The 26,007-nt window shown below is 70.3% G+C and carries 20 protein-coding genes and 1 tRNA gene; 10 read left to right on the top strand and 11 right to left on the bottom strand.

All coding sequences use genetic code 11. The annotated features are described in order from the left end of the window. Positions 1–65: 65 nt before the first annotated feature. Positions 66–2,129, top strand: coding sequence for an FAD/NAD(P)-binding protein (locus AC4D2F_RS14545; protein WP_490911171.1), 2,064 nt, complete (start codon positions 66–68; stop codon positions 2,127–2,129). 147 nt (positions 2,130–2,276) lie between these two features. Here the strand turns inward: AC4D2F_RS14545 and AC4D2F_RS14540 are convergent, their stop codons facing one another. From AC4D2F_RS14540 to AC4D2F_RS14530, 3 genes are all read right to left on the bottom strand, one after another. Continuing rightward, positions 2,277–6,869, bottom strand: a complete 4,593-nt coding sequence (locus AC4D2F_RS14540; protein ID WP_490911170.1) for an ExeM/NucH family extracellular endonuclease — start codon at positions 6,867–6,869, stop codon at positions 2,277–2,279. Between the two features lie 220 nt (positions 6,870–7,089). Next, positions 7,090–7,755, bottom strand: a complete 666-nt coding sequence (locus AC4D2F_RS14535) for a septum formation family protein (RefSeq protein WP_490911169.1) — start codon at positions 7,753–7,755, stop codon at positions 7,090–7,092. A 37-nt stretch (positions 7,756–7,792) separates the two neighbouring features. Then, positions 7,793–9,388 carry an MFS transporter gene (locus AC4D2F_RS14530; RefSeq protein ID WP_490911168.1) on the bottom strand — a complete coding sequence of 532 codons (1,596 nt, stop codon included), beginning with the start codon at positions 9,386–9,388 and terminating at the stop codon, positions 7,793–7,795. A 303-nt stretch (positions 9,389–9,691) separates the two neighbouring features. On the opposite strand from AC4D2F_RS14530, the gene AC4D2F_RS14525 reads away from it, so the two are divergent. Then, positions 9,692–11,125: a DUF2252 domain-containing protein gene (locus AC4D2F_RS14525; protein ID WP_490911167.1), complete on the top strand. Its 1,434-nt coding sequence runs from the start codon at positions 9,692–9,694 to the stop codon at positions 11,123–11,125. A gap of 107 nt (positions 11,126–11,232) precedes the next feature. On the opposite strand, the gene AC4D2F_RS14520 is transcribed toward AC4D2F_RS14525, so the two are convergent. After that, positions 11,233–11,320 (bottom strand) — tRNA-Ser (locus AC4D2F_RS14520). Positions 11,321–11,383: 63 nt separating this feature from the next. On the opposite strand from AC4D2F_RS14520, the gene AC4D2F_RS14515 reads away from it, so the two are divergent. The 3 genes from AC4D2F_RS14515 (at position 11,384) to AC4D2F_RS14505 (ending at position 15,040) form a co-directional block, all read left to right on the top strand. After that, positions 11,384–12,358: an NAD(P)H-quinone oxidoreductase gene (locus AC4D2F_RS14515; RefSeq protein ID WP_490911166.1), complete on the top strand. Its 975-nt coding sequence runs from the start codon at positions 11,384–11,386 to the stop codon at positions 12,356–12,358. A gap of 196 nt (positions 12,359–12,554) precedes the next feature. After that, positions 12,555–14,831 (top strand): carbon starvation CstA family protein, encoded by a 2,277-nt coding sequence (locus tag AC4D2F_RS14510; protein WP_490911165.1) that lies wholly within the window; start codon positions 12,555–12,557, stop codon positions 14,829–14,831. Continuing rightward, positions 14,831–15,040 (top strand): YbdD/YjiX family protein, encoded by a 210-nt coding sequence (locus AC4D2F_RS14505; protein ID WP_104166980.1) that lies wholly within the window; start codon positions 14,831–14,833, stop codon positions 15,038–15,040. Before AC4D2F_RS14510 ends, AC4D2F_RS14505 begins: the two co-directional genes overlap by 1 nt. A 68-nt stretch (positions 15,041–15,108) precedes the next feature. Here the strand turns inward: AC4D2F_RS14505 and AC4D2F_RS14500 are convergent, their stop codons facing one another. Both AC4D2F_RS14500 and AC4D2F_RS14495 read right to left on the bottom strand, forming a co-directional pair. Next, on the bottom strand, positions 15,109–15,882 hold the full coding sequence (locus AC4D2F_RS14500; protein ID WP_104166978.1) for a hypothetical protein: 774 nt from the start codon (positions 15,880–15,882) through the stop codon (positions 15,109–15,111). A gap of 32 nt (positions 15,883–15,914) precedes the next feature. Further along, positions 15,915–16,922: an ABC transporter ATP-binding protein gene (locus AC4D2F_RS14495; protein ID WP_490911164.1), complete on the bottom strand. Its 1,008-nt coding sequence runs from the start codon at positions 16,920–16,922 to the stop codon at positions 15,915–15,917. Positions 16,923–17,035: 113 nt separating this feature from the next. On the opposite strand from AC4D2F_RS14495, the gene AC4D2F_RS14490 reads away from it, so the two are divergent. The 4 genes from AC4D2F_RS14490 to AC4D2F_RS14475 are packed head-to-tail and all read left to right on the top strand — an operon-like array spanning position 17,036 to position 20,077. Then, the gene (locus AC4D2F_RS14490) at positions 17,036–18,394 is read left to right on the top strand and encodes a sensor histidine kinase (RefSeq protein ID WP_490911163.1); all 1,359 of its coding nucleotides are present in this window, start codon (positions 17,036–17,038) and stop codon (positions 18,392–18,394) included. Beyond that, positions 18,391–18,993, top strand: coding sequence for a response regulator transcription factor (locus AC4D2F_RS14485; RefSeq protein ID WP_490911161.1), 603 nt, complete (start codon positions 18,391–18,393; stop codon positions 18,991–18,993). The genes AC4D2F_RS14490 and AC4D2F_RS14485 overlap by 4 nt, the downstream gene beginning before the upstream one ends. Positions 18,994–19,029: 36 nt before the next feature. After that, entirely contained in the window at positions 19,030–19,614 is a 585-nt protein-coding gene (locus tag AC4D2F_RS14480) for a bacterial proteasome activator family protein (RefSeq protein ID WP_104166970.1), read from the top strand. Positions 19,615–19,621: 7 nt separating this feature from the next. Continuing rightward, positions 19,622–20,077: a hypothetical protein gene (locus tag AC4D2F_RS14475; protein WP_104166968.1), complete on the top strand. Its 456-nt coding sequence runs from the start codon at positions 19,622–19,624 to the stop codon at positions 20,075–20,077. On the opposite strand, the gene AC4D2F_RS14470 is transcribed toward AC4D2F_RS14475, so the two are convergent. After that, positions 20,071–21,738: a hypothetical protein gene (locus tag AC4D2F_RS14470; protein ID WP_490911159.1), complete on the bottom strand. Its 1,668-nt coding sequence runs from the start codon at positions 21,736–21,738 to the stop codon at positions 20,071–20,073. The genes AC4D2F_RS14475 and AC4D2F_RS14470 overlap by 7 nt on opposite strands. Before the next feature lie 120 nt (positions 21,739–21,858). Here AC4D2F_RS14470 and AC4D2F_RS14465 point away from each other — a divergent pair, with 120 nt between their 5' ends. Next, entirely contained in the window at positions 21,859–22,698 is an 840-nt protein-coding gene (locus tag AC4D2F_RS14465) for an aldo/keto reductase (protein WP_104166964.1), read from the top strand. Positions 22,699–22,833: 135 nt separating this feature from the next. Here the strand turns inward: AC4D2F_RS14465 and AC4D2F_RS14460 are convergent, their stop codons facing one another. From AC4D2F_RS14460 to AC4D2F_RS14445, 4 genes are read right to left on the bottom strand one after another with little or no spacing between them, the layout of a single operon-like run. Further along, positions 22,834–23,205 (bottom strand): flagellar assembly protein FliW, encoded by a 372-nt coding sequence (locus AC4D2F_RS14460; RefSeq protein ID WP_490911157.1) that lies wholly within the window; start codon positions 23,203–23,205, stop codon positions 22,834–22,836. Continuing rightward, positions 23,202–24,077 carry a flagellar hook-associated protein FlgL gene (gene flgL, locus AC4D2F_RS14455; RefSeq protein WP_490911155.1) on the bottom strand — a complete coding sequence of 292 codons (876 nt, stop codon included), beginning with the start codon at positions 24,075–24,077 and terminating at the stop codon, positions 23,202–23,204. The genes AC4D2F_RS14460 and flgL overlap by 4 nt, the downstream gene beginning before the upstream one ends. 12 nt (positions 24,078–24,089) lie before the next feature. Further along, positions 24,090–25,475, bottom strand: a complete 1,386-nt coding sequence (flgK, locus tag AC4D2F_RS14450) for a flagellar hook-associated protein FlgK (protein WP_490911153.1) — start codon at positions 25,473–25,475, stop codon at positions 24,090–24,092. A gap of 7 nt (positions 25,476–25,482) precedes the next feature. Next, positions 25,483–25,980 (bottom strand): flagellar protein FlgN, encoded by a 498-nt coding sequence (locus AC4D2F_RS14445; protein WP_490911152.1) that lies wholly within the window; start codon positions 25,978–25,980, stop codon positions 25,483–25,485. Positions 25,981–26,007: the final 27 nt, after the last annotated feature.

The following is a 26,007-nucleotide window of genomic DNA, read 5'->3' as shown; positions in this document are numbered from 1 at the left end:
AAGCGTCACCAAGCCCGGCATCCCCGGCGGACCGGCGCAGGCGCCACGTTGGATACTCTTGCAAGGTGGAGAATCAGGACGCACGACAGGTGGCCGTCATCGGTGGTGGACCTCGCGGCACCTCCGTGGTCGAGCGGCTGATCGCCGGACATCGGGCCCTCGGGGCGTCCGCTCCCGCGCTGGTCATCCGCGTCGTCGAACCGCACGACCCCGGGCCGGGCCACGTCTGGCGCCCGGACCAGTCACGGCTCTTCCTGATGAACACGCCCTGCCTGTATCCGACGGTGGTGCCGGTCGGGGCCCCGGCCGCGAGCATCCCGGAGTCGTCCGTGGGGCTGTCCTTCGACGCGTGGCGCGAGCGTGCGGTCGCCGGCCTCGTCCCGGGGCTCGACGGCGACGACGTGGCGGAATGCAGGGGACTCGCCTCGCGGGACTTCCCGAGCAGGGCGCTCTACGGCCGGTACCTCGCCTGGGTGTTCACCGAGGTGGTGCGGACGGCGCCGCCGGGTGTCGCAGTGGTCCATCACCGCAACGAGGCGGTCGGCCTCGACCACAGCGCGGCGGCTCGACACCGCGACGCTTCCGCCGGACGCGGTGGCCGGGAGTGGCGGATCACCCTCGACGACGGGTCGCAGTTCGATGCCGACGACGTCGTCCTGGCGCTCGGCCATCTCGCGGCGACCCTGACCCCGGACCAGGGCCGGCTCCAGGACGCCGCGGCGCGGCACGGACTGCAGTACTGGCCGCCCGCAGTCCCGGCCGACGTCGCCTGGAACCGCCTTCCGGCGGGGAAGACCGTCCTGGTCCGCGGACTCGGGCTCAACTTCTTCGACGCCATGATCCAGCTGACGGAGGGTCGCGGCGGCCGGTTCTCCAGCGAGGACGACGGTCGGCTCGTCTACACGCCGTCCGGGAAGGAGCCCCGCCTCGTGGCCGGGTCGAGACGCGGCGTCCCCTACCGTGCGAAGGCGTCCCTCGACTCGTACTTCCCGCGCAGCGTCGTGCTGCGTTTCTGCACCCCCGAACACGCCCTCGCGTTCCGGGCGTCCGGCGTCCAGCCGGGTTTCGACCACGACCTCTGGCCCCTCCTGCACCGCGACGTGCTCTGGACCTACTACTCGACCCTCAGCCGCACCGCGCCTGCTGCGCTCCTCACGCCGCCCGATACGTTCCTCGCCGGACTCGATGCTGCCCTCGTGAGCGACGGACCGGGCTGGGAGGCCGCCGCCGGGGAGGCCGTCGCGCGGGCCGTGCCGGTGGAGCTGAGGCTCGACGTCGAAGCCCTCGCCCACCCCTTCGCCGGACGTCGCTTCGCGGACGGCGCAGCCTTCACCGCGACGGTGCTCGCCTACCTCGACGCGGATGCCGCGGGGTCGGCGAAGGGCGAGGACGACCCGCTCAAGATGGCGATCGGTGCCCTGAATGCCGGGCGCACGGTGATCAAGCAGGCCGTGGCGGACGGCGGGATCTCCGTCTCGTCCTGGAACGCGGAGCTGCGCGGGTGGTTCGAGCCGCTGGTCGAGGGCCTTGCGAGCGGCCCGCCCCCGCTGCGCATCGCACAGCTCGCGGCGCTCGTCCGGGCCGGGATCGTCCGTTTCGTCGGGCCCAACCCCGGTTTCGGTTTCGACCCGGAGGCCGGTCTGTTCCGGGCTGCCTCACCGTGGGTCTCGGGGGACTCGTTCACGGCGCACTATCTCGTCGAGGCGATGATGCCGGCGAACCGGGTGTCCACGAGCCTCTCCCCGCTGATGCGCCAGATGCTGCAGCAGGGGATCGTCCGGCCGGCGACGTTCATGGGGGAGACCGGAACCCCCGTCACCTCCGACGGGCTGGATGTCACCCCGCCGCCGTACCGGGCCGTCGACCGATCCGGCCGGGAGCAGGAATCCCTCTTCGTCATCGGCCTCCAGCTCACGTCCGTGCAGTGGGGCACGGCGATCGCCGCCCACGCCGGCGCGGCGCTGGAGGCGGGCAGCAGGACCCTGCTCGACGCCGACGCGATCGCGGGCGCCGTCCTGGACCGGGCGTCGACGCGGACACCGCGTGTGGTTCCGTCGTCGGGCGAGCGGCGCTCCGGGGCCGAGCTGAACGAGGCCTGGACCCCAGCTGACGCGTCGGCGGCGGGCTGACGCCCGCCTCCGGTCAGGGGCGGAAGGCCGGACGGACAACGGAGTCCGCACCCGGCACGTCGAACGACAGAGGGACCCCCGCCCGTATCGAACCGGCGGGGGTCCCTCTGTCATCTCCGACCGGTCGCGGGGCGACCGGCGGCCGACCTAGCCCTTGAGGCAGCGGTCGTAGTTCGCCAGGTGCGCGCGGTAGCTGACCCAGCTGCCGTTGTTCGCGCCCTCGGCCGGTGCCGTCGGTTCGGAGCAGGCCGGCTTGCCGGGCTTGATCGGCTTGACGGGCTTGACGGGCTTCTCCGGCTTGACGGGCTTGACCGGCTTCTCCGGCTTCTCCGGTGCGGGCGGCACGGGCGGTTCCGTCGGGGTGACGGCCTCGACGGTGACCGGCAGGGTCACGGTCGTCGCGCTCGGAGCGGCCGTCAGGACGATGCGCCCCTGTCCGCTTGCCGTTGCGGGAACGGTGAGGTTCACCGTGGCGCTGCCGGCCGTGACCGGGACACTGCCCAGCTCGGTGACCGTGCCGTCCGCAGCCACGAAGCTCGCGGCCAGCGTGGTGTTGGTCGGGCTGCCGAGTGAGGTGAGATCCAGCTTCGACACCGTGAAGGAGACGGCGTCACCGGCCTTCACCGTGGTCGGGGCACCCTGCACCTGCACGCTGCGGCGGTCGAACGACGGCGACAGCGGGCTGTTGGCGCGCACGTAGTCGATCCACGCGTCACGGTCAACGAGTCCCGATTCGCGGGTGTCGGTGCCCTCACGGAAGACCGTGAAGTTGTCGCCACCCTGCGCCAGGAAGCTGAACGTGCCGATCCGGTAGTCCTTGGCCGGATCGAGCGGTGCGCCGTCGATCGTCACCGAGGTGATCCTCGAACCCCGGGCGAGGGCCGGGTCGTAGGTGACACTCACGTTGTCCGACAGGCCGAGGGCCAGGAAGGACCGCGTGTTGCCGTCCGGCTGCCACTGCTGCTCGAGCATCGCCTTGAACTGCGCACCGGTCAGGGTGGTGGTCCAGAGGTCGTTGACGAACGGCAGGACCGCATTCGCCTCGGCGAACGTCACGACGCCGTCCGGAGCGTAGTAGAGCTCGTTGCGGAGCCCGCCCGGGTTGACGACGCCGATCTGCGCACCGCCGCGTTCGGCCGGTGCGAGGCTGGCCCGCAGGGAGTCGGCGACGAGGTTGCCCAGGGTGGACTCGTTGGCGCGGTCGTCACGGGTTGCACCCGTGAAGGCCGTGGTGATGTCCCCGGTGACCGCACCGACCGGCTGGTCGCCGATGACCTTCGCCTGCGCGAGGGCCGCATCGACGATGGTCTTCACCGCGGCGACGCGCGGGTAGGCCGCGACGAGGGCTGCATCCGTCTCGGTGGAGCGTGCGACGTTGCGGGCCGTGTAGGACGCGACGTCGCCCGTCGTGGTGTCGACGGTCAGCGTGATCTGGCCGACGAACTCGCCGTAGGACCCGGTCTGGAGGATGGGCCGGGTCTCGCCTGCGGCGCCGGGGACGGGGGCGTCCCACGCGTACTGCTTGTGCGTGTGGCCGGTGAAGATGGCATCCACGAGGGGCGTCGTCTCCGTGACGATCTCGGCGAACACGCCACCTGCTGCGACTTCCTGCTCCAGGGTTGCACCCTCGACGGCGCCGTCCCCGGCACCCTCGTGGTACTCGGCGACGATGACGTCGGCGAGGTCCTGTGCTTCGATCTCCTGCGCGACGCGGTTGACCGCCTCGACAGGATCCCCGAAGTCGACGGTCGCGATGCCGCCGGGGCTGACGAGTGACGCGGTCTCCTCGGTGACCACACCGATCACCGCGATGTCGACGCCGTCGACCGTGATGATCGAGTACTCGTCGAGGGCGGGCTCGGTGGTGCCCTTGGTGTACACGTTGGCGCCCAGGTACGAGAAGTCCGCGGCGTCGGCGACACGGCCGGTCAGATCGCCGAAGCCCTTGTCGAACTCGTGGTTGCCCACGGCGGATGCGCGGAGTTCCAGGGTGTTCAGGACGTCGATCGTCGGCTGGTCGTCCTGCAGCGCCGAAGCGAACAGGGACGCGCCGATGTTGTCACCGGCCGAGAGGAAGGCCGTCTTCTCATCGCCGAACTCGGCACGGAGCTTCTCGACGGTCCCGGCGAAGCGCACCGTGTTGGAGTCGATGCGACCGTGGAAGTCGTTGATGTTCAGCAGGTTGAGTTCCGCGGTGGTATCGGCCGGTGCGAGGTTCAGGCCGACCACCACGGGGTCGTGGTCGCTGGCGCGGTACGGATCCGCCTGGTAGTAGTCGGTGACGTTGTTGTTGTACCGGCTGTACTCGAGGGCCACCGACTCGACGGAGTTGATGTTCCACGTGTCCACCCCGGACACCGTGGCGTCCGCCGTCGGCGACGCCAGGATGTGGTCGAGGGAGCCGCTGAGGCCCGAGAAGACGTAGGAGAAGCTGTCGTCCTTCTCGGCCTGGTTGACGTATCCCGCCTCGTAGAGGACCTGCATGGGGTCCTCCTGCGTGTAGGAGTTGAAGTCGCCGGTCAGGAGGACCTTGTCCGTCTTCGCCGTCGTCTTCATGGAATCGGCGAATGCGACGAGGGCCCGGGCCTGGTCCACGCGCGCGGCGTTCCACGCGCCCTGGCCGTCACCGGTGTCGGCGTTGGTGCCCGAGCTCGGACCGGATCCCTTGGACTTGAAGTGGTTGACGATGGCGAGGAAGGTCTCGTCCTCGGTCCCGCCGACGGGCTTGAAGGCCTGCGCCAGGGGCTTGCGCGCGTTGGTGAACACCACGTTGTCGTCGAGGATGACGGACTCGCCCACGGGCTCGGCTGTGGCCTTCTTGTAGATCAGGGCCGTGCGGATGACGTCCTCGTTCTCCAGCGCCGGCAGGGCCGCGGGGGAGCGGACGTAGTCCCAGGTGCCCGGCGCCTGCTCGTTGAGCGCGTCGGTGAGGGTCTTGAGGGCGAAGTCGCGATCCTTGCCGAACTTCGCCGAGTTCTCGATCTCCATGAGGGTGACGACGTCGGCGTCGAGTGCGTTGATCGCCGAGACGATCTTCGCCTCCTGGCGCTCGAAGCTCTCCTGGTTCGCGGCGCCGCGGGCGTCGCATCCGCCTCTCACCGTGATGGGGTTCCCCGCGCGGTCCGTGTTGTAGGTGCAGCCCGTGAGCTGCTCACCGGTGGTCGCGAAGTAGTTCAGCACGTTGAACGAGGCGATCTTGACGTTCCCGCCGACCTCCTCGGGGGCGGCAGGGCGCTCGCCGGCGAACTGCACGGGCTGGACCCCGTCCGGGCGGGCGCCGTCGAGTTCGGCCAGCGGCTGGAACTTCCAGGCGCTGTTGCGGTAGTCGAGGACCACCGGGGAGGTGAACTGCGCGCTGTAGCCGACGCGGACGGGCTGCGACGGCGTGAGGTACGGCAGCACCTCGCCGCGGTTGACCTGGGTGAAGAAATTGGTGGACGCACCGTCGTCGAGCCTGATGCTCCGGGCGGCGTTGTCGGCGATGACCGCAGCGTTCTCGGGCGTGCCGGGGCGTGCGACGTCGGTCGGCTGGCGGAGGCGCTCGGCCCCGGCCGCGAGGGTGACTTCGCCGTACTGGTTCAGGGCGTAGTTGTCGGCCACGGTGAAGGCCTCGGAGGGCTGGAAGAGCATGCCCTCCACTGCTTCACGCGCGGCATCCGTGGCGGGGAGCGCGATGGCGGAGGCCTTCGCTTCCTCGGCGGGCTCGGTGAGCTTGACCGTGCCGCCTGCGGCGACGGTGAGCTGCGTCAGGTTGAAGAATTCGCCGGCGATGCCGGTGACCTCTACGTAGTCGCCCACGGCGACGGAGCCGACGGTTGCGGGGGAGTAGACGAAGATGGCGTCCGAGGCGGTCTGGTCGGCGGCTGCCGAGCTGCCGGCGGCCTGGAGGTAGAAGCCCGCGAAGCCGCCCGTCGGGTAGGCCGCGGTGACCTTCCCGCGCGTGGTGACGGTCTGTCCGGCCAGGGGTGTGGCGGAGCCGGAGCCCTGGATGTCACGGATGGGGGTGACGACGCCCGGCACCGGGGGGTCGGTCGGCGTCGGAGTCGGCGTCGGGGTCGGCGTCGGGGTGGGCGTGCCGGCCTGGCCGGTCGCGTTCATCGGCGTGGTGTCCTGCAGCGTGAAGTCGGCGCCGTTGTTGTCCGTGTCCACGAATCCGGTGCGGTTGGCGGACTTCGTGCTGCCCGCGCCCGGTGTGGCGGCGGCGGTGCCCTCGAAGGCGTTCGCGGTGCCGTAACCCAGGGCGTCGACGACGCCGGGCGTGCCCACGATGCTGCCCAGCGGCAGGACCCCGACACTGGTGGTCTGGTTCGCCAGGATGATTACGCCGCCCGGCGCGCCGGGATTGAAGCCGCTGGTGAGGTCAGGGGCGGGCAGGGCCGCGCCGTTCGCACCGTTGCTGCCGCCCTGGATCAGGAAGTAGCCCTTGGCCGGGATGGTGCCGCGGAGCACGGTGGCACCGGGTGTGGCGGTGGAGCCCGGTGCGCGGTACTGCAGCGACCAGCCGTCGAGGCTCACCGGAGCGTCGGTCGGGTTGTAGAGCTCCACGTACTTGTTGCTGAGGGGTGTTCCCGAAGAACCGCCCGTGAGGTACGCCTCGTTGATGATGACGCCGTCTCCTGTGACGGACGCCGTACCCGGGGGTGTCTCGACCGCGTTGGCCGGCAGTGCGATCATCGGTGAGGCCATGAGCCCTACCGACAGCGCCGCACAGAGCGCTCCCTTCCATGACGAATTAGCCATTCGTTCTTTCTTCTCCTTGACGATGGCCGCGACAGCGGCCGCGAGTGAAGCCCGCCGACCCGTGGTGGGTGGACGTGTTGGCATGTGCACCGTATGTGACGCAGGTGACATTCCTATCCCCAGGAGTAGCCAACCAGAACATCGTTAACAACGGGTTACTAAAACACCAGAGGCCCCGGAAGATCCGGGGCCTCTGGCCGTCATCCATGGACGAATGGTGCTATCGACCCGCATCTCGCAGAGTTCCTGTCACCGGCGTCTCCTCCTGTTCCGCGACGAAGCACAGGATCTCCCGGTCGCCCTCGGCGTCCCAGCTCTCCTCGACGGGATAGAAATAGAGCAGTTCGAGGACGGAGGTGTCGTAGTCCACGCCGATGAAGCTCTTGAACTCCTCGGCGCAGAAGTCGGTGGCCGCGGTGTTGGCCCCGCCCTGGCCGGGATACTCGCCCTCGGGCATCTGCGTGGTGGCGAAGGCCTCGAACACGTGCTGTTCATCGCACGGGATCACGGCGATGTCCGAGTGGTCCTCCATGCCGGGATCATTGATGCAATCACCCACGGCGATCGGGGAGGTCGCCGTGGGGGTCTCGGCCGTCCCGGCGGAGCCCGCGCGGCGCTCCGGCTCCGTCGTGGGGGTCTCGGCCGTCCCGGTGGAGCCGGGTCGGCGCTCCGGCTCCTCCGACCCGAAGACGCCGCACCCTGCGATCAGGGCGGTCGTCGCGACCGACGCCAGGACCGACACCGCTGCACCCCGACGGCGCCGCGACGCCCGTCCGCCCTGCCGGCTACCCATAGAACCCCTGTCCCAGGCCACGCATTCGTGGCGCGGCTGCTGCTCCTCGGGACAGTACCGCACGACGGCGCGGGGCACCACGGCGGAGGCCACTGTCGAGGCGCGACGCCCCGACCCGGCGGTCGGGGACTCAGCCCAGGACGCTCCCCCCGCCGGTACCGGCAGGCTTGGGGTCGGGGATCCGCATCATACGGAAGGATGTGACGAGCCCTGCGAGCCCGGCGAGGATAGGGACGAACAGGGCGATCTGGAGGGCAAGGGGCCGTGCCTCCGTGTTGATGCGGATGATCTCGTCCTGGATCTCCTCCGGCTGGCCCACGAGGATCTCCTCGAGCTGGGTGTTGCTCACCACCTGGGCGTCCTCTTCGAGGGCCGTCGCCACCTGCTGCTGCTCGGCGGACGGGAGGACGGTGCTGGAGGTCGCCATGCCGATGAAGATGGTGGAGAGCGACGCCAGCATGATCCCGCCGGCGAAGGCGAGCCCGAACGACAGACCGAAGGATCCCGCGGCCGAATTCACGCTGGCGGCCTCACTGACCCGCTCGTCCGAAATGGGGGACAGGGTGTAGTTGTTGAGCTGGGACACCAGCAGTCCGAGCCCGCCACCGGCGATGACCAGCGGGATCAGGAGCCACCAGCCGGAGTCCGCGCGCGGCACGACCGGGACCAGCAGTGCCAGACCCACGAGCAGCAGCAGGAAGCCCCACTGTATGAGACCCGCCGGGCGTCGCGCGCCGGATTTCTTCCCGACCAGCAGGGCGACGGCGAACATGGTGAGGGAGAGCGGGGCGATCGACAGCCCTGACTCCATCGCGTTGTAGCCGAGCACCATCTGCAGGTAGATGGGCAGCACGATCATCGTGCCCCCCAGGGCGATCTGCTGGAGCATCTGGCCGGTGGCGCCGAAGCGGAAGGTCTTCGCCTGGAACAGGTCCGGGTCCAGCAGCGTCGGCTTGCTGTGGCGTTTGCGCTGAACGAGCCAGTAGACCAGGCTGCCCAGTCCCACGACGCCCACCGCCAGGAGGGCTCCCACCGATTCGCCGCCCTCCTGCCACACCAGGATGCCGAGTACCACTCCGCCCATGCCCACGATGGACAGGATCGATCCGACGACATCCAGTTCCCGGGGACCCGTGTACGGGACGTCGCGGACCAGCCTGATCCCCGAGAGGACGACCACGATGAGGAGGGCCTCGAGCAGGAAGGCGACGCGCCAGGACAGGAACGTGGTGATGAAGCCGCCGAGCAGAGGCCCGACGGCGGCGGCGATCGCTGCCGAGGCGCCGACCAGGGCGTAGACCCGCTTCTGGGCGTCTCCTTCGAAGTTGCCATGGATGAGGGACTGCATGGCGGGGAGGAGGAGCGAGGCACCCAGGCCGCCGATCAGGGCCCAGAAGATGATGATCGGGAGGAGGCTCTGGGCCAGGGTCATCGCCACGGCGCCGATGGCGTAGCAGCACAGCCCGATCACGTAGGCGCGCTTCCGGCCGATCAGGTCGCCGATCTTGCCGCCGATCAGGATGAAGGCCGCCGAGACCAGTGCCTCGAGGGCGATCGTCGACTGCAGCCCGCTGACGGTCGCTCCGATGTCGTCCACCACCGCGGAGATCGAGACGTTCATGATCGACGTGTCGACGACCAGGACGAACATCGCCGTCGCCAGCAGCAGGGCGAGTCGCTGGTTGAACGGCGCCGTCTGGACGCCGCCTCTGCTCGGAAGGCTCATCAGGTACCTGCTCGACTCGCGGGATTCGGGATGGCGTAGGGGCCCGGACAAGTCTCCCGCCCTCCGGGCGGTCCGGCCAGAGGACAAAGCCCCACCCGACGGCGATGGCCGAGCGGTCCGCGTGGTCACCCCCTGCGGAGGAGGTACACGACGATCGTGAGCACTACCGTGACCGGCGGCGCACTCGTCATTCCGCCGGGTTCGCCGTGGAACACCAAGACAGGGCGCGTTCGCGCGCTGAGCACGGACCGCCCCCCGGACCCCCGGTGCCGGTTCCCTGACGGAAGAGGGAGGCCACCGATCATGGCCGAGACCAAGGTCAAGCACAGGAGTGCCGAGGAACGTGCTGCGAGGGGCAAGGCATGCCGGGAGAAGTCGCCGGTTTCCGGCCACAAGGGATGGGTCCCCTCGTCCGACCGCCCGGATCCGGTCGCGCTGCTCGAGGAACAGAACCTCACCCGCGACCAGGATCTCCTGCCGGTGCGGCACGGGCGGATGATGGCCTCACCGTTCACGTTCTACCGGGGTGCGGCCAGGATCATGGCCGCCGACCTGAAGGACACTCCGCGGGCGGGCCTGGTCTCCCAGCTGTGCGGGGACGCCCACCTGTCCAACTTCGGCGTCTTCGCCTCGCCGGAGCGGAACCTGCTGTTCGACCTGAACGACTTCGACGAGACCCTTCCGGGACCGTTCGAGTACGACGTCAAGCGCATGGCCGCGAGTTTCACGATCGCTGCACGGAACAACGCGTTCACCGCGGAGGAGGTGCGCGACGTGACGCTCACGGCCGTGCGGGCCTACCGCGAAGCGATGGCGGGGTTCGCGCAGATGCGCACGCTGGACATCTGGTACGCCCGTTTCTCCGAGGAGCGGCTGATGGAAGCCATGGACCTGGCCGTGGGTACCCAGAAGGGCAAGGCCCTGAAGAAGGCTGAGAGCGGGGCGAAGGCAGCTCGACGGAACGTCGACAAGGCCCGCGCCCGGGACAGCCTGCACGCACTGTCCAAACTTGCCGAGCTCGTGGACGGGAAGTACCGGATCGTCAGTCAGCCACCGATCGTCATCCCGGTGCGGGAGCTGGGCGAGGTGTACGGTATGTCGCCCGATGAGGTGGGACCCGCCATCCGTAAGCAGTTGCGGTCCTACCGTGCCACCCTGCCCGCCGACCGGCGCCAGCTGCTGGAACGCTTCGAGGTCGTCGACGTCGCCCGGAAGGTCGTGGGGGTCGGCAGCGTCGGGACGCGGGCGTTCATCGCCCTGCTGCAGGGCCGCGACCAGCAGGATCCCTTGTTCCTGCAGGTCAAGGAGGCCACGAGGTCGGTGCTGGAGGACCACCTGCCGAAGAGCCGGTTCAAGCAGCCGGGCGAGCGCGTGGTGCAGGGGCAGCGGATGATGCAGGCCGCGAGCGACATCTTCCTGGGATGGACCAAGGGTGTACAGGACAACCGGTACCTGTACTGGCGGCAACTGCGCGACATGAAGGGCTCGGCCGTCGTCGAGGAGATGAGACCGCTCGCCCTGACCTTCTACGCCGACGCCTGCGGCTGGACCCTGGCCCGGGCGCACGCCCGCTCCGGCGACCCGATCGCGATCTCCGCCTACCTCGGGAAGAGCGACAAATTCGACCGCTCCGTCACCGACTTCTCACAGCGCTACTCCGATCAGAACGAACGCGACTACGAGGCCTTCGCGAAGGCGGTCCGTTCGGGCCGCCTGGAGGCATCCGACGCCGTATAGGCATACCGTCCGGCCCGCGAGAAGGCCTGCGCAACGACAGAGGCCGGTCGGGCCGATCCTTCGATCGGCCCGACCGGCCTCGTGTCAGCGCAGGTGCGGCGCTCTCGCGGAAGGTAAGGGATTCGAACCCTTGAGACGGGGTAACCGCCCACTGGTTTTCAAGACCAGCTCCTTCGGCCGCTCGGACAACCTTCCCGCCGTTAGTGTTTCATGCGGGGCAGGTGACGCCCAAATACCCGGGAGAGAGTGGAGGTCGGCGTGCGCGCAGTCGTGATCGAGGGGGCTGGTGGGCCGGAGGTGCTCTCGGTGGAGGAGGTCTCCGCACCGGTGCGGGCCGCCGGCGAGGTGCTCATCGACGTCCTCGCCGCGGGCCTCAACCGCGCCGATGTGCAGCAGCGGCGCGGCTTCTACCCGCCGCCCGCCGGGGCGTCCGCCGTCCCGGGGCTGGAGGTCTCGGGGCACGTGGCGGACCCGGGCGAGACCGGCTTCGCGGTCGGGGACGCCGTCGTCGCACTGCTGGCCGGCGGCGGATACGCCGACCAGGTCGCCGTGCCGGCGGGGCAGGTGATTTTGGCGCCGGCGGGCGTGGGCCTCGTGGAGGCCGCCGCGCTCCCCGAGACCGCCGCGACCGTCTGGTCCAATCTCGTGCTGCAGGCCGGACTCGAGGCCGGTGACCACGTCCTGATCCACGGGGCGTCCGGCGGGATCGGCCTGATGGCGACCCAGGTGGTCCTCGCCCTCGGTGCGGTCCCGCACGTCACAGCGGGATCGGCTGCCAAGCTCGACGTCGCCCGGTCCCTGGGCGTGGGATCCCTGATCAACTACCGGGACCAGGACTTCGTCGCGGAGGTCCGGGCGGCAACGGACGGTCGGGGCGTGGACGTCATCCTCGACGTCGTCGGCGCGGGATACCTGGCGCGCAACCTCGATGCGCTCGCCACGGGCGGGCGGCTCGTGGTGATCGGGCTGCAGGGCGGGGCGAAGGCGGAACTCGACCTCGCGGCGCTGATGGGCAAGCGTGCGAGCGTGGCCGGCACCACGCTGCGGTCCCGTCCCGTCGCGGAGAAGGCCGCGATCATGCGCGCTGTGCAGGAGCACGTCTGGCCGCTCGTGGCGTCCGGAGCGGTGCGGCCCTTCGTGGACCGGAGCTTCCCGCTCGCGGAGGTCGCGGACGCGCACACCTACTTCGACTCCGGGGAGCACACCGGCAAGGTCCTGCTGACCATGACCTAGGATCGCTGGTTCCCACGGGCCGGGTTCGGCACCGGAGGCGGCTGGAAGCGCCGGGAAGTGGCGGGAAGCGCCGCCCACTCGCCGCAGGTCCGGGCGCGTTCGGCGCAACCCACGGCTCGAAGGGCTTGCGCTGTGATGTACGCCTCACTAAGTTGCTACCTTCGTGTGCATCACACTCTCGCCTTCGAGGAGCAACATGAGTAAGAAGCAGAACGGGTCCCACCGGCACGCCGACGTGCTGGTGACGGACCCGAACCTGCCGCCGGTCGCCGTCGACCCGCAGCGGGCTGAAGCAGAAGACCGCCGGTGGACGCCGGCGAAGATCGCCCTGTGGGTGGGCATCGCCCTCCTCGGCGGTGTTTCCTGGACCATCCTCGCGATCGTCCGCGGGGAGACCGTCAACGCCATCTGGTTCGTCTTCGCGGCGGTCTGCACGTATCTGATCGCCTACCGGTTCTACTCGAAGTTCATCGAGCGGAACCTGCTGAAGCCGGACGACCGTCGTGCGACCCCCGCCGAGTACAAGGCCGACGGCAAGGACTACGCCGCCACCGACCGCCGCGTCCTCTACGGCCACCACTTCGCCGCCATCGCCGGAGCCGGCCCCCTCGTGGGCCCGGTGCTCGCCGCGCAGATGGGCTACCTTCCCGGGACCCTGTGGATCATCATCGGCGTGATCTTCGCGGGCGCGGTGCAGGACTACCTCGTGATGTTCTTCTCCATGCGCCGGGGCGGCCGCTCGCTCGGCCAGATGGCGCGCGAGGAACTCGGCGTCATCGGCGGCACGGCGGCGCTCATCGCCACCCTCGCGATCATGATCATCATCGTCGCGATCCTCGCCCTCGTCGTCGTGAACGCCCTGGGCGAGAGCCCGTGGGGCGTCTTCTCCGTCTCGATGACCATCCCGATCGCCCTGTTCATGGGCGTCTACCTGCGCTACCTCCGGCCCGGCAAGGTCACCGAGGTGTCCGTGATCGGGTTCGTGCTGCTGCTGCTCGCCATCATCGGCGGTGGCTGGATCTCCGAGACGGCGTGGGGCGTCGAGCTCTTCACGCTCGACCGCATCACCATCGCCTGGGGCATCATCATCTACGGCTTCATCGCCGCCGTCCTGCCGGTCTGGCTCTTGCTCGCCCCGCGCGACTACCTCTCCACCTTCATGAAGATCGGCACGATCATCATGCTCGCGGTCGCGATCGTCGTCACGCGTCCCGAGATCAGTGTCCCCGCGGTCACCGAGTACGCGAGCTCGGGGCAGGGCCCGGTCGTCGCGGGCACGCTGTTCCCGTTCCTCTTCGTCACCATCGCCTGCGGTGCGCTCTCCGGGTTCCACGCCCTGATCGCCTCCGGTACCACGCCGAAGATGATCGAGAAGGAGCGCCAGACGCGCTTCATCGGCTACGGCGGCATGCTCATGGAGTCCTTCGTGGCGATCATGGCCCTCGTCGCGGCGCTGTCGATCGACCGCGGCATCTACTTCGCCATGAACTCCTCGGCGGCAGCGACGGGCGGCACCATCGAGGGTGCGGTCGCGTTCGTCAACGGCCTCGGCCTGACCGGCGTCAGCCTGACTCCCGAGGCGCTCAGCACCATGGCCTCCAACGTCGGTGAGGAGTCGATCGTCTCCCGCACGGGTGGCGCCCCGACCCTGGCCGTCGGCATCGCCCAGATCATGCAGGGCGTCTTCGGCGGCGCGGGGATGATGGCGTTCTGGTACCACTTCGCGATCATGTTCGAGGCCCTGTTCATCCTCACGGCGGTCGACGCCGGTACCCGCGTGGCGCGGTTCATGCTGCAGGACAGCATCGGCAACTTCGTGCCCCGCTTCCGCGACACCTCCTGGCGTACCGGGGCGTGGATCTGCACCGCGATCATGGTGGCCGGCTGGGGGGCGATCCTCATCATGGGCGTCACAGACCCGCTGGGCGGCATCAACACGCTGTTCCCGCTGTTCGGCATCGCGAACCAGCTGCTGGCGGCGATCGCGCTCGCGGTCTGCATGGCGATCTGCGCGAAGCGCGGGTACTTCAAGTTCCTGTGGATCCCCGCCCTGCCGCTGGCGTTCGCCGCCGTGGTGACCATCACGGCGTCGTTCCTGAAGATCTTCTCGCCGGTCCCGGCCATCGGCTACTGGGCGCAGCACAGGGCGTTCCGCGACGCGCTCGCGGCGGGGGAGGAGAGCTTCGGCGCAGCGCAGACCGTCGCCGCCATGGAGGCGGTGGTCCGCAACACCTTCATCCAGGGCACACTGTCGATCGTCTTCGTGGTGCTGGCCATCATCGTGATCACCACCTCGATCATCGCCACCATCAAGGCCTACCGGCACGGTGGCGGGGCGGATGCCGAGGATGCTCCCGTGGCCTCGCGTGTCTTCGCGCCGGCCGGCCTGATCGCCACCCCCGCCGAGAAGGACCTGGAGGCCCAGTGGGCGGCCCTCGAACCCGGCAAGCGTCCGGCGAGGACGGGCCACTGATGACTGTGCCGCACAGCCTCACCCGGGTGCGCGACACCGCACGGGAGCTGGCCTGGCTGTTCAAGGGCATCATGGGGGAGAACGCCTACCAGGCGTACCTCGACCACCACGAGCGCACGCACGCCGGTGGCCGGCCCATGACCGAGCGGGAGTTCTGGCGGGACAAGACGGACCGCCAGGACGCCAACCCGGAGGGTCGCTGCTGCTAGTCGGCACCTCACGCACGAAGAAGCCCGACGCCGGAGGATCGGCGTCGGGCTTCGTCGTCCCCGGGAGGTCAGCGCTTCTCCCACCGGAAGCGCTTCGCGGCGGCCAGGTAGGGAAGCGCGATCCATGCCAGGAGGGCGGCGGCGGCACCGGCCACTGTCAGGTCCAGCTCGGTGGCGCCCCACCCCGCCATCAGCAGGTTCTGCAGCGCGCCGCCCGGGGTCAGCCGGGACACGGCCTCGAAACCGTCGTCGAAGGCGGTCCAGAAGAAGGTGCCGATGACGACCGCGAGGAAGGGGAGGGTGGTGATCTGGGCGGCCGCCGCGGAGGGCGTGTAGATGCTGGTCAGCATGCCGGCGGTCGCACAGAGGGCGAGGAACCCGAGGACGGCGCCGAGCACCACGAGCGGCCGTGCCGGGGCGTCCATCCCCGCCACCCCGAAGCCGACGGCGATGATCGCGAGCTGCCCGGCGACGAGGGCGACGATCGGTGCCAGCATGCCGAGCCAGATGACGGTGTCGGAGGACTCACCGCTGCGCAGCCGCTTCAGGAAGAGCTCCTCGCGCCGCGTCGCGATCGTCGTCGTCGCGGTCAGGTAGACGCCGAGCAGGGCGACGATCATGAGGGTCAATCCCGCCATGACGGCGGTGGCCGAGGGCCCGACCATCTGCTCCGCACCGAAGTAGAAGAAGTACACGGCCATGGCGATCGGCATGAGGACGGCGCCGAGGAGCACCGTCTTGTTGCGGAAGATGATGCGCAGCTCCATGAGTGCGATGGACGTGATGCGGCCGGCGGCGGAAGGACCGCGGGGCGTCGAGTGGGCCTCTGCGAGGGTGGTCATGGTTTTCTCCTGTCGGACTGTTGGATCGGGAGCTAGGCGGTGTCGCCGAGGCTGACCCGGCGGAAGACCGCGGCGAGGGAGGCCTCCGACGCGGACAGGCGGTCGAGGCGGACGCCGTCCCCCTCCGCCCACGACAGGACCCTCCAGAGGTCCTGCTGGAGGTCCAGGGACGGCACGGTCACCCGGGTCCGGGCAGGGGTAGGGGTGAAGTCGGGGGACAGCCCGAGGCCGCCGAGCTGCAGGACGTCGACGGACGCATCCACCTCGAAGGAGATGACCGACGGCTCGCGCCGCAGCACCTCCGGAAGGGTGCCCTCCACGGCGATCCGACCGTCGTGCATGATGGCGAGCCGGTCCGCGTAGCTCTCGGCCTCCTCGAGGTAGTGGGTCGTGAGGACCACCGTGGTCCCGGCGTCGTTCAGGCCCCGGACGAGCTCCCACGTCCGTTCCCGGGATTCCGGGTCGAGGCCCGTGGTGGGTTCGTCGAGGAACAGGAGGTCCGGTTCGTTCGCCGTCGCGAGGAGGAGGTCGAGGCGCCGCCGCTGACCGCCCGAGAGCATCTTGACCCGGGTGGTCGCCTTCGCCGCGAGGTCGAGGACCTCCAGTCCGCTCGCGATCACCTCCGCCTGGCTCCCGGTCCGCGGATGGGCCGACGAAAGCCGGAGCCAGAGGCGGCAGGTCTCCTCGACCGTGAGGTCGTCGGCGAACCCGGCTTCCTGCAGCATGATGCCGAGGCGGGGGCGGATCGAGGCCCTGTCGCTGTAGGGGTCGCCACCCAGGACCGACACGCTGCCGGACGAGGCACGGCGGTGCCCCTCGAGTGTCTCCATGGTGGTGGTCTTGCCTGCGCCGTTGGTGCCGAGAAGCGCGAAGAACTCCCCGTTCCTGATGGACAGGTCGATGCCGCGCACGGCCTCGAATGAGCCGTAGGCGCAGCGCAGGCCCTCGGCCGAGACCGCGATGGTGTCGGCGGGTGCCTCGGACGCGGCCCGCCGGCCCTGCCTGGACGGGGATGCCTGGGTGCTGGGTGATGTGGTCATGGGTCAATCCTCGCCAGCCGCGCCGGCACGCGTCAGTGGCCGTCCGTCATGACCTCACCTGATGGTCTCCACACCGGGACCATGACAAATGTCATGGTCCTACCATGGTGACCATGGCGCTTTTCACTGCTCGACGCAGCACCCGGAACGGGGAGACGACGGAGCAGCCGGAGCCCGGGCGCGGAGTCAGGGCGACCTGGCGCTACACGGTCGGGACGATCGCAGCCTACGGACTCTTCGTGACGGCGGTCTCGACCCTGGTGATGCTCGGTGGCGGCGAGTACGGCTTGCAGTTGCCCGACCTCGTGATCCTCGTGCTCGCGCTGGCTTCCGCTGCATCGCTGGTCCGCTACTGCTGGTTCTTCAGGAGAGGCCTGGGCGGCGGACTGCCTGCGCGCCACTACACCCTGTGGCTGCTGCTGCCGGGCGGCGCCCTCTGGTTCATCGGCCTCGGACAGCCGCACACCCTGTGGGTGGGGGCCGTCCCGCTCTGGCTGGCCTGCAACGCACTGGCCGTCGTCGTCGGGCTGCGGCCCCGGTGGTGGATCCTCGGTGTCGGGCTGGTTGTGCTCCTCGTGCACGGGCCGCTCGGACTCCTGCTCGGCCACACGGTCGGCGGTCCGTCCTGGGAGGGCGGCACCGTGGCCTCCCTCGCCGTCTGGGCCCTGATGACCCCCATGCTCTTCGTGGCGAGTATCTGGTGGTGGGACATCGTGCTGCGCCTCGACGACAGCCGCCGCACCTCCGGGGAGCTCGCAGTGGCCAAGGAGCGGCTGCGCTTCGCAGCGGACCTGCACGACATCCAGGGTCACCACCTCCAGGTCATCGCGCTCAAGACGGAGCTCGCCGGCCGACTGCTCGACGCCGATCCCGAAGGGGCACGTGTCCAGATCACGGAGGCCCAGCAGCTGGCCCGGACCGCGCTGGAGGACACCCGGGCCCTCGTTCACGGGTATCGGACGGTGTCCCTTTCCGCCGAGGCCGCGAATGCCGCCGAGGTCCTCCGCGCCGCGGGCATCGAATGCTCGGTGGACGTCGACGCCGATACGCTGCCCGCGGAGGAGAGGACCCTGTTCGGCCTCGTGATCCGCGAGGCCACGACCAACATCCTCCGTCACAGCGAGGCGATCGCGGTCACGCTGCGCCTCGCCCGGACCGGGACCGGATCCGTCCTGACCGTGATCAACGACGGCGTCGGCGCCGAAGCCCGCCCCGGCGGATCAGGCATCGACGGGCTCCGACGGCGGTTCGAAGCCGTCGGGGGAGGGATCGAGGTCCGGCAGGAGGACGGGCTCTTCGTGCTCACGGCCACCACACCCGGGCTCCCGGGCACCGCCCTCGGGGCTTCGGGTGCAAGCCGCGCCACCCCTGGCCCGGTCTCCGTGCCGGCTGCACCGACGGAGACGGCCGTGGTCTCCTCAGCTGCCTCCGCCCTCGCCGGGACCACCGGTGCCCGAGGGGACCGGACGTGATCCGGGTGGTCCTCGCCGACGACGAGCATCTCATCCGTGGTGCGCTCGAGGCACTGCTGGGACTGGAACCGGACCTCGAGGTGGTGGCGAGCACGGACAACGGGACGGACGCGACGCGCCTCGCGAAGGAGCACACCCCCGACGTGTGCGTCCTGGACCTCGAGATGCCGCCGACCGACGGCATCTACGCCGCGGAGGAGATCCTCCGGACGGTGGCGACGCGGGTTGTGATCGTCACCCGGCATGCCCGGCCCGGCGTGCTGCGCCGTGCTCTGGCGAGCAGGGTGTCCGGGTTCGTCCCGAAGTCGACCCCCGCCGACAAGCTGGCGGATGTCATCCGGGATGTCGCCGCGGGCCGCCGCTACGTGGATCCGGACATCGCGGCCAGTGCCCTCACCGGCGAATCGTGTCCGCTCACCGCCCGCGAACTCGACGTCCTGCGGCACAGCCGGCAGGGGGCAAGCCTGCAGACGATCGCCCGCGAGCTCCACCTGGCGCCGGGCACGGTACGGAACTACGTGTCCTCCGCGATGACCAAGCTGGACGCGCCGTCACGCTATGAGGCCGCGACGCTCGCCTGGGAGCAGGGCTGGATCTGACGTATCGGCCCCGGACGGTTGTGGGAGCATAGCGGGATGACTGAACAGCAGCCTGCCAGTCCGTCCGACCCGGCGCCCGCGGCACCCGCCGAGGGCGAGAGCCTCCCCGTGCCCGCCGAGGGGCGCACGGCCTCGCTCACGGACCTCGTCGACGAACCGGCCAAGGTCATGCGGATCGGTACCATGCTCAGGCAGCTGCTGGAGGAGGTCCGCAGCGCGCCGCTCGACGACGCCGGCCGCACCCGGCTCGCCTCCATCCACGAGCGCTCGGTGCGGGAGCTCGAGGACGGACTCGCCCCGGAGCTGGTCGAGGAGCTGCATCGTATCAACCTGCCCTTCGACGAGGGCGTGGTTCCCACCGACGCAGAGCTGCGCGTGGCACAGGCGCAACTCGTGGGCTGGCTCGAGGGCCTCTTCCACGGCATCCAGACGGCGCTCGCGGCGCAGCAGATGGCCAACCAGCAGCTGGCGGCCCGCCTCCAGCTCCGCCAGCTTCCTCCCGGCACCGTGATAGCCCCCGGTGTGGTCATCGGCGAGGACGGCGAACCGAAACGCACCCTGCCCGGCCGGCAGGCCGCCTCGAACCAGGCCGAGGGCCACGGCCCCGGCCAGTACCTGTAACAGCCAGGTGGCATTCTTCGCAGCGGCGCGGCAGGGTCGCAGGGACGACGCCGAGCTCGGCACCGGGGTGTGGCGCCGCGCGCACGACCGCTTCCGCCGGGGCCTCGACCGCTATCACCAGATTCTCGAAGGCATCGAGGACGACGACGTCTACAACGAGCTCGTGGCGGTCGCCGACGAGCTCGGCGCGATGCTGCCGCGTGTGCGGGCCATCTGCGTGAGCGCCCAGGCCTCGTCCCCGAGTACGGGCCTCGACATCCCCGGCGCCCTCCTGCAGGTGCACCGGGCGCTGTCCCGGGCCGGGAACACCCTCGCGACCACCGCGGAGGCCGCTGCGATGACGAGGCTCGACGGCGAACGGTGGGGGGTCGCGTCCTCGGGCCTCGACAACGTACGCCGCCGCGCCCAGCTCGTGGCGGAGGACGTCGAGGAGGCCGAGCGGGCGATGCCCGGCGGTCAGTAGGACAGCAGCGTGGTCCCGGGTTCCACGGCGATGTCCCAGACCTCGAGCTCCTGTCCGCCGCACTCGCCCTGTTCGCCGGTCGGCATGCCGCCGATGAACGGGGCCTGCCGCTGCTCGTCCACGTACGGGTAGCCGCGGTCGTTCAGGACCGTCAGCACCTGCCGACCGCGCCGGGGGTCCCCGTTCGGATAGGACAGGACCTCGATGCGCTCGTAGGCGGAGAAGCCCTCGGGCCAGCGGAGGAGGACCGACCGCCCGGTGTACTCGAAGACCACGCACGCCCGGCCGTCCCCCGCGGGCAGGACGCGGAACGTGCCGAGCCGGTCCGCGGGCAGGTTCTGGACGTCGCGGCCCTCGGCCGGGCGGGTGCCCACGACGGACTCGGCAGGCAGCGACCCCGGTGCCCTCCCGTTCGTGTCCAGCGTGAGCTCCTCCGCGGGTAGGGCACGGATGGCGTCGCGGAGCTCGTCCGGCAGCGGCGCCGGGTCTCCGTCGATCGTCGCCGCCTCCGGGGACCGGCGGTCGATCAGCGTCAGGACGGACCCCTCCCCCTCGATCGGCGAGAGGACGCCGTCGCCATCACGCACCAGGAACACGAGTCGGTCCGGTGGGAAGAGTTCCCGGCCGTAGGGGCGCTCGAGAGTGCTCCGCCCGGTGACGTCGACGGTCAGGGTGGTTCCGTCGGCGTCCCCCTTCACGATCTGCACCACGGAGGAGGCCTGCAGCATCCGCAGTTCGCCGTCGACCGTCGTGGGTTCGACAGCTGCGACGGACACGACGGCCACGACGTCGGCGAGGGCGAACAGCCGTTCGACGTCGCCCGCAGGGCCGGGGGCGGCGCGCGGAATGAGGGCCGTGGCCAGACCCGCGACGACGACGAGCAGGAGGAGGGTCCCCAGGACCGCCTGGACCCGCCCGCGGGGGATCCCGGCGCGGGCGAGGAGCCGGGGGAGGTCCTCCCGCACCGCCGGGGCGTGGTCCGCCGCAGCAGCGGCGGGTACTGCCGGGGTGACCCGGGTGTTTGGGGTGCCTGGGGTGGCGGCGGCACGCCGCTCGCTCGTCGGAGGGGAGGCACGCCGCTCATCGGTCGACGGCGCGACTCCGATGCCGGGAAGGCCGCGGCGGCTGCGGGCGAGGTCCTCGGAGGTGACCACGGCGGCGGGGTCGGCGGCGGCCAGTGCGGCGGAGAGCGCAGCGCCGGACGGCAGCTCACCGGCCGTCCCACTCCCGCGCAGGGCAGGATGGGCGCAGGCGGCCTCGACGGCGGGGAGGCGTCCCGGCTCGCCCCCGGCCACCCGCGCGGCGTCCTCGGCCGTGAGACCGTCCCAATGGTGCAGGAGGAGGAGCTCGCGGTCGGCGGGGGAGAGGTCGGAGAGGGCCGCCTGCAGGGAGGCATCGCCGCCGGCGCGCGGTGGCAGCGTCGAGGGAAGGTAACGCTCCAGGACGGCCCTGGTCGCCCGCAGGACGGCGTCGCGGTCCGAGCCGGCCTCGGGTGCGGAGAATCCGTCGTCGCCCGGACCGGGAGGTCCGGTGACGGGTCCGGCGTCCAGCGACTCGATGGCCTCGCGGGCGGCGGAGGACGCGAGCCGTGCCGAGAGCGATCGGCGGAAGGCATACCGGTAGGCGGCGTCATGCAGGGCTGCCTGGTCGTCGTCGAGCACGTCCCACCCCCGTCCCGCGGGCCGACCGGCGCGGCCGCCAGGGCCGGTCCGAAAGCACGCTGGCTGATAGTTGTCGGTGGGAACAGAAATAAACGGGCTGCATCGTTGGTTCCCGCCTATATGACTACATCACCGAATCTTACGTTCAACGACGGCCACACGATCCCGCAGCTCGGCTACGGTGTGTGGCAGGTCGAGGACAACGTTGCCGAGGACGTCGTCGGCAAGGCCTTCAAGGTCGGCTACCGCCACATCGACACCGCCAAGATCTACGGGAACGAAGCCGGCGTGGGCCGTGCCATCGCGTCGTCCGGCCTGAGCCACGACGAAATGTTCATCACCACCAAGCTGTGGAACGCCGACCAGGGCTACGAGAGTACCCTCAAGGCGTTCGAGGAGTCGATGGAGCGTCTCGGCCTCGAGACCCTGGACCTCTACCTCATCCACTGGCTGCAGCCCAAGCAGGGCAAGTACCTGGACACCTGGAAGGCCCTCATCGAGCTGCAGAAGCAGGGACGCGTGAAGAGCATCGGCGTCTCGAACTTCACCATCGAGGCCCTCAACGAGATCATCGACGCCACCGGCGTCGTCCCGGCCATCAACCAGGTGGAGACGCACCCCTTCCTGAACCAGGCCGAGCTCCGCGCGTTCGAGGCCGAGAAGGGCATCCTCCACCAGTCGTGGTCGCCCCTCGGTTCCGGCAAGGGACTGCTCGACGACGCCGTGCTGCAGGACATCGCGCAGAAGCGCAACGCCACCCCCGCGCAGGTCGTGCTCGCCTGGCACCTCGCGCTCGGCAACGTGGTCATCCCGAAGTCCGTCACGGAGTCGCGCATCATCGAGAACTGGGAGTCCCTCGATGTGAAGCTCGAGGACGAGGACATCGAGGCCATCAACGGGCTCGACAAGGGCGCGGCCGGCCGCATCGGCGCCGATCCCGCGACGGCCGACTTCGCGTAGCCTCCGCGCACCGTCCGCTCGTTGAGCAGCTGTGGTGGGTGCGCGACAGCGCGACCCGCCACACCTGCACGACGACGTGAGATGACAAGAGCCGCCCGGCATCGCCGGGCGGCTCTTTCCGTCTCCGATCCGTTGTCAGGCGGCCTGGGCCAGGGACGCCCGGAGCGGGTAGTCGGTTCCCTCGAGGATCAGTTGAGCGCAGCGTCCCGTGGTCGGATCCAGGACGATCGGCGCGGCCAGGTTGACGGTGGTACCGCTGGGACCGGGATTGGCGACGACGAACAGGTGGGCCTCCGGGACGTCCGCTCCGAGGACGTCGCGCTGCGCGTCCGAGAAGCGGGGGCTGTACTGCGGGACGTACGTGGCGGCGTCGAGGAGGAACAGGCGCACGCCGGTGTCCAGCGCCGCGGTGAGCGTGAACAGCCCGTCCGCGCCCTGCACCTGCTCGAGGTGGAAGTCCGTGAGCGGCGCGAGCCCCGGGGGAGGGGTGACGAACGCGGCCCTCATCGCAGGAAGTCCATCAGGGAGGGCTGCAGCACGCGGGCCGAGACGGCGAGCGCGCTCTGGTAGGCGGTCTCCTGGAGCTTGAGGTCCAGGATGATGGAGGCGAGGTCGACGTCTTCCACGGTGGCGCGTTCTCCTTCGAGGGTCAGCGAGGCATCGGCGACGGCGTCCTTGGCTTCGAGCAGGCGCGCGTGGCGGGTGCCGATCTCGCTGTGCTCGGTGGTGAGGGCCTGGATGCGCTGCTGGAGCGGCGCGAGGTGCACCGAGACGTCCTTGCCGGCGTCCAGGTCCGCGGCGATGGCGTCCAGCAGGGCGAAGACCGAGCCGGTGCCGCTGCCGAAGACGGCCGTGCCGTCCGCATCGACGCGGATGTTCTGGTCGGGGCCGACCCTCCGCTCCACCGTCCCGCCGGGCTCGAACGTGAGATCCGCACGGAGGGCATCGTCGGCGTCGGTGTTCCCGGCGAACAGGAACCGGCCGGCGTAGGTCGCGTTGGCCTGGGCAGCGAGTTCGCTGCGCAGGGATTTGACGTCGAGTGCGAGGGCTTCCCGGGCGGCCGGGGGGAGGGCGGAGTTCGAGCCCTGCAGCGTGAGGTCGTTGACGCGGTCGAGCGCACGCTTCGACGTCGTCATCGCGTTGTCGAGCTGCGAGAGCCAGCCCTCGCCGTTGGAGATGTTCCGGGCGTACTGCTCGTTCGCGCGGATCTCGGCGCGGACGCGCAGCGCCTCCCCTGCGGCGGCCGGATCGTCGGACGGGCGGCTGATCGCCTTCTGGCTGGACGCCTTCTCCTGCAGCTCGGCGAGCCGCGCGAGGTTGTGCTGCAGTGAGCGCTGGGCTCCCTGCATCATGGTGTGGTTGGTGACGCGCGTGATCATGGTGGCCTTTCCCTAGCGTCCGACGATTCCCATGCGGTTGATGAGGACATCGAGCATCTCGTCGACGGCCGTCATCACGCGCGCGGCGCCCTGGTAGGCGTGCTGGTACTGCAGCAGGTTGACCTGTTCCTCGTCCATGCTGACCGAGGTGGCGCTCAGCTGCTGCTGCAGGGCGCTGGTGGCGGAGACCTCAGCGAGGGAGTAGGCCTGCCGCTCGGTGCGCGCTACGGCACCGAGATCGACGACGAACGCCGACCATGCGGCGTCGGGCGATCCGCTGCCCGTGCCGAGCGCCGAGATGCTGTCGGCCACGGAGCCGTCGAGGCCGCCCGCTCCCGGTGCGCCGGTCGCGAGGTCCTCGCGGCGGGTCGGCAGCACGTCGAGGGAGGCGGCGGCGCGGTCCGGCTGGTACGCGAAGAACGGACCCTTGCCTGCGTCGCTGTGGAGTGTGTTCACCTGGTCGGCGAGCGTCGTCGCGAATGCGTTGTACCCGGCCGCTGCCTGGGCGAGGGGACCGCCGTCGCCGGCGGGGGCGAGGAGGGAGAGCGTCGCGGCGAGCTCTCCGCTCTCGACGCCGGCCGGAGTCCCCGGGCGGTGCGACCACTCGACCTGGACGGTCCCGGCGCCGCCGAGCCCAGCCGGTCCGGTGACCTGCAGTGTGAGGGCGGTGGTGCCGGAGACGAGGGGGTTGCCGGCCACGAGGACGTCGGTCGTGCCGTCCGCGTTGTCGCGGACCGTGGCACCGGTCAGCCCTGCGAGAGTCGCCGTCAGCGTGGTGCGGCGGTCCATGAGTTCGTTGGCGGAGGTACCGGCGTTGACGGCGGAGCGGATCTGCCGGTTGAGGTCGGCGACCAGCGCGGCGGCGTCGTTGACCTCGGTGGCGAGGGAGGTGGCCGCGGATCGTGAGGTTGCCCACTGGGTCTCGACCTCGCGGTAGCCCGCGGCGATGCGGGAGGTGAGCTGCCCTGCGGCTGCGAGCAGCGTCGACGCCGGGGCGCCCTTCTCGGGTGCGTTGGAGACCTCCTGCCAGCCGGCCCAGAAGTCCTGGAGGGACGCCGAGACGCCGTGGGCGCCGGGCTCCCGCAGCCCGTCCTCGAGTGTGGCGAAGGCCTGCGCGCGGACAGCGGTGTAGCCGGCGGCGCCGGCCGTGATCCGGACGCGTGCCTCGAGGTGGGCGTCTCCGAGTCGGGCGATGCCCGTGGTGAGGACGCCTTCGCCGGGACGGATGCCGGTGGTGAAGAGCGAGGGCCGGGCCGGGGCGGCGGAAGCGGTCTCGAGCCGCTGCCGCGTGTACCCCTGCGTGGTCGCATTGGCGATGTTCTGCCCGGTGACGTCGAGGCCTGCGCGCGCTGCGGCCAGTCCGGAGTACGCCGTGGTGAGTCCGCTGAATGTGCTCATCGTCGCGCTACATGTCCTTGTCGAGGAGGGTGGGTTGTGCGTGGCCCTGGCGGTGACCGCGGGCCGCAGCGCCGTCTGCGGCGTATGTGCCTGCGCCGGTGCCGATCCCCGCGAGGGTCTCCTGGGCGGATCGGCTGGCCGCTTTCAGGAAGTGCTGGTTGCTGTCGCGCAGCGCACCGATCTGCGCCACGAGGACCGTCATCGCCTGGAGGTGCGCGGTCAGCAGTTCACCCCAGGGTTCGTCGGGGGCTGCTGCGGCCAGCTCACGGAGGGTGGCGGTGCCATCGATGCCCCAGTCCTTCGCGACACCGGAGGCGTGCACGGCACGGGCGAGGCCTGTGTCGCGGAGCCGCTCGAGCACCTGTTCCACCTCACGGGTGGCGTGGTGGAGCCAGCGGGTCCTGCCGGAGGTGAGGAGGAGCTGTTCCTCCTCGAGTTTGAAGACGAGGAGCTCGAGCAGTTCACGCTCCTGCCAGAGCAGTGCCGACAGATTCTGGGCGCTCACGGTTCTACCTCCTCCCCGGTGCCACGA

This window comes from Arthrobacter sp. TJ-263, assembly GCF_058269155.1.
This window is presented reverse-complemented; position numbering and strand designations above follow the sequence as displayed.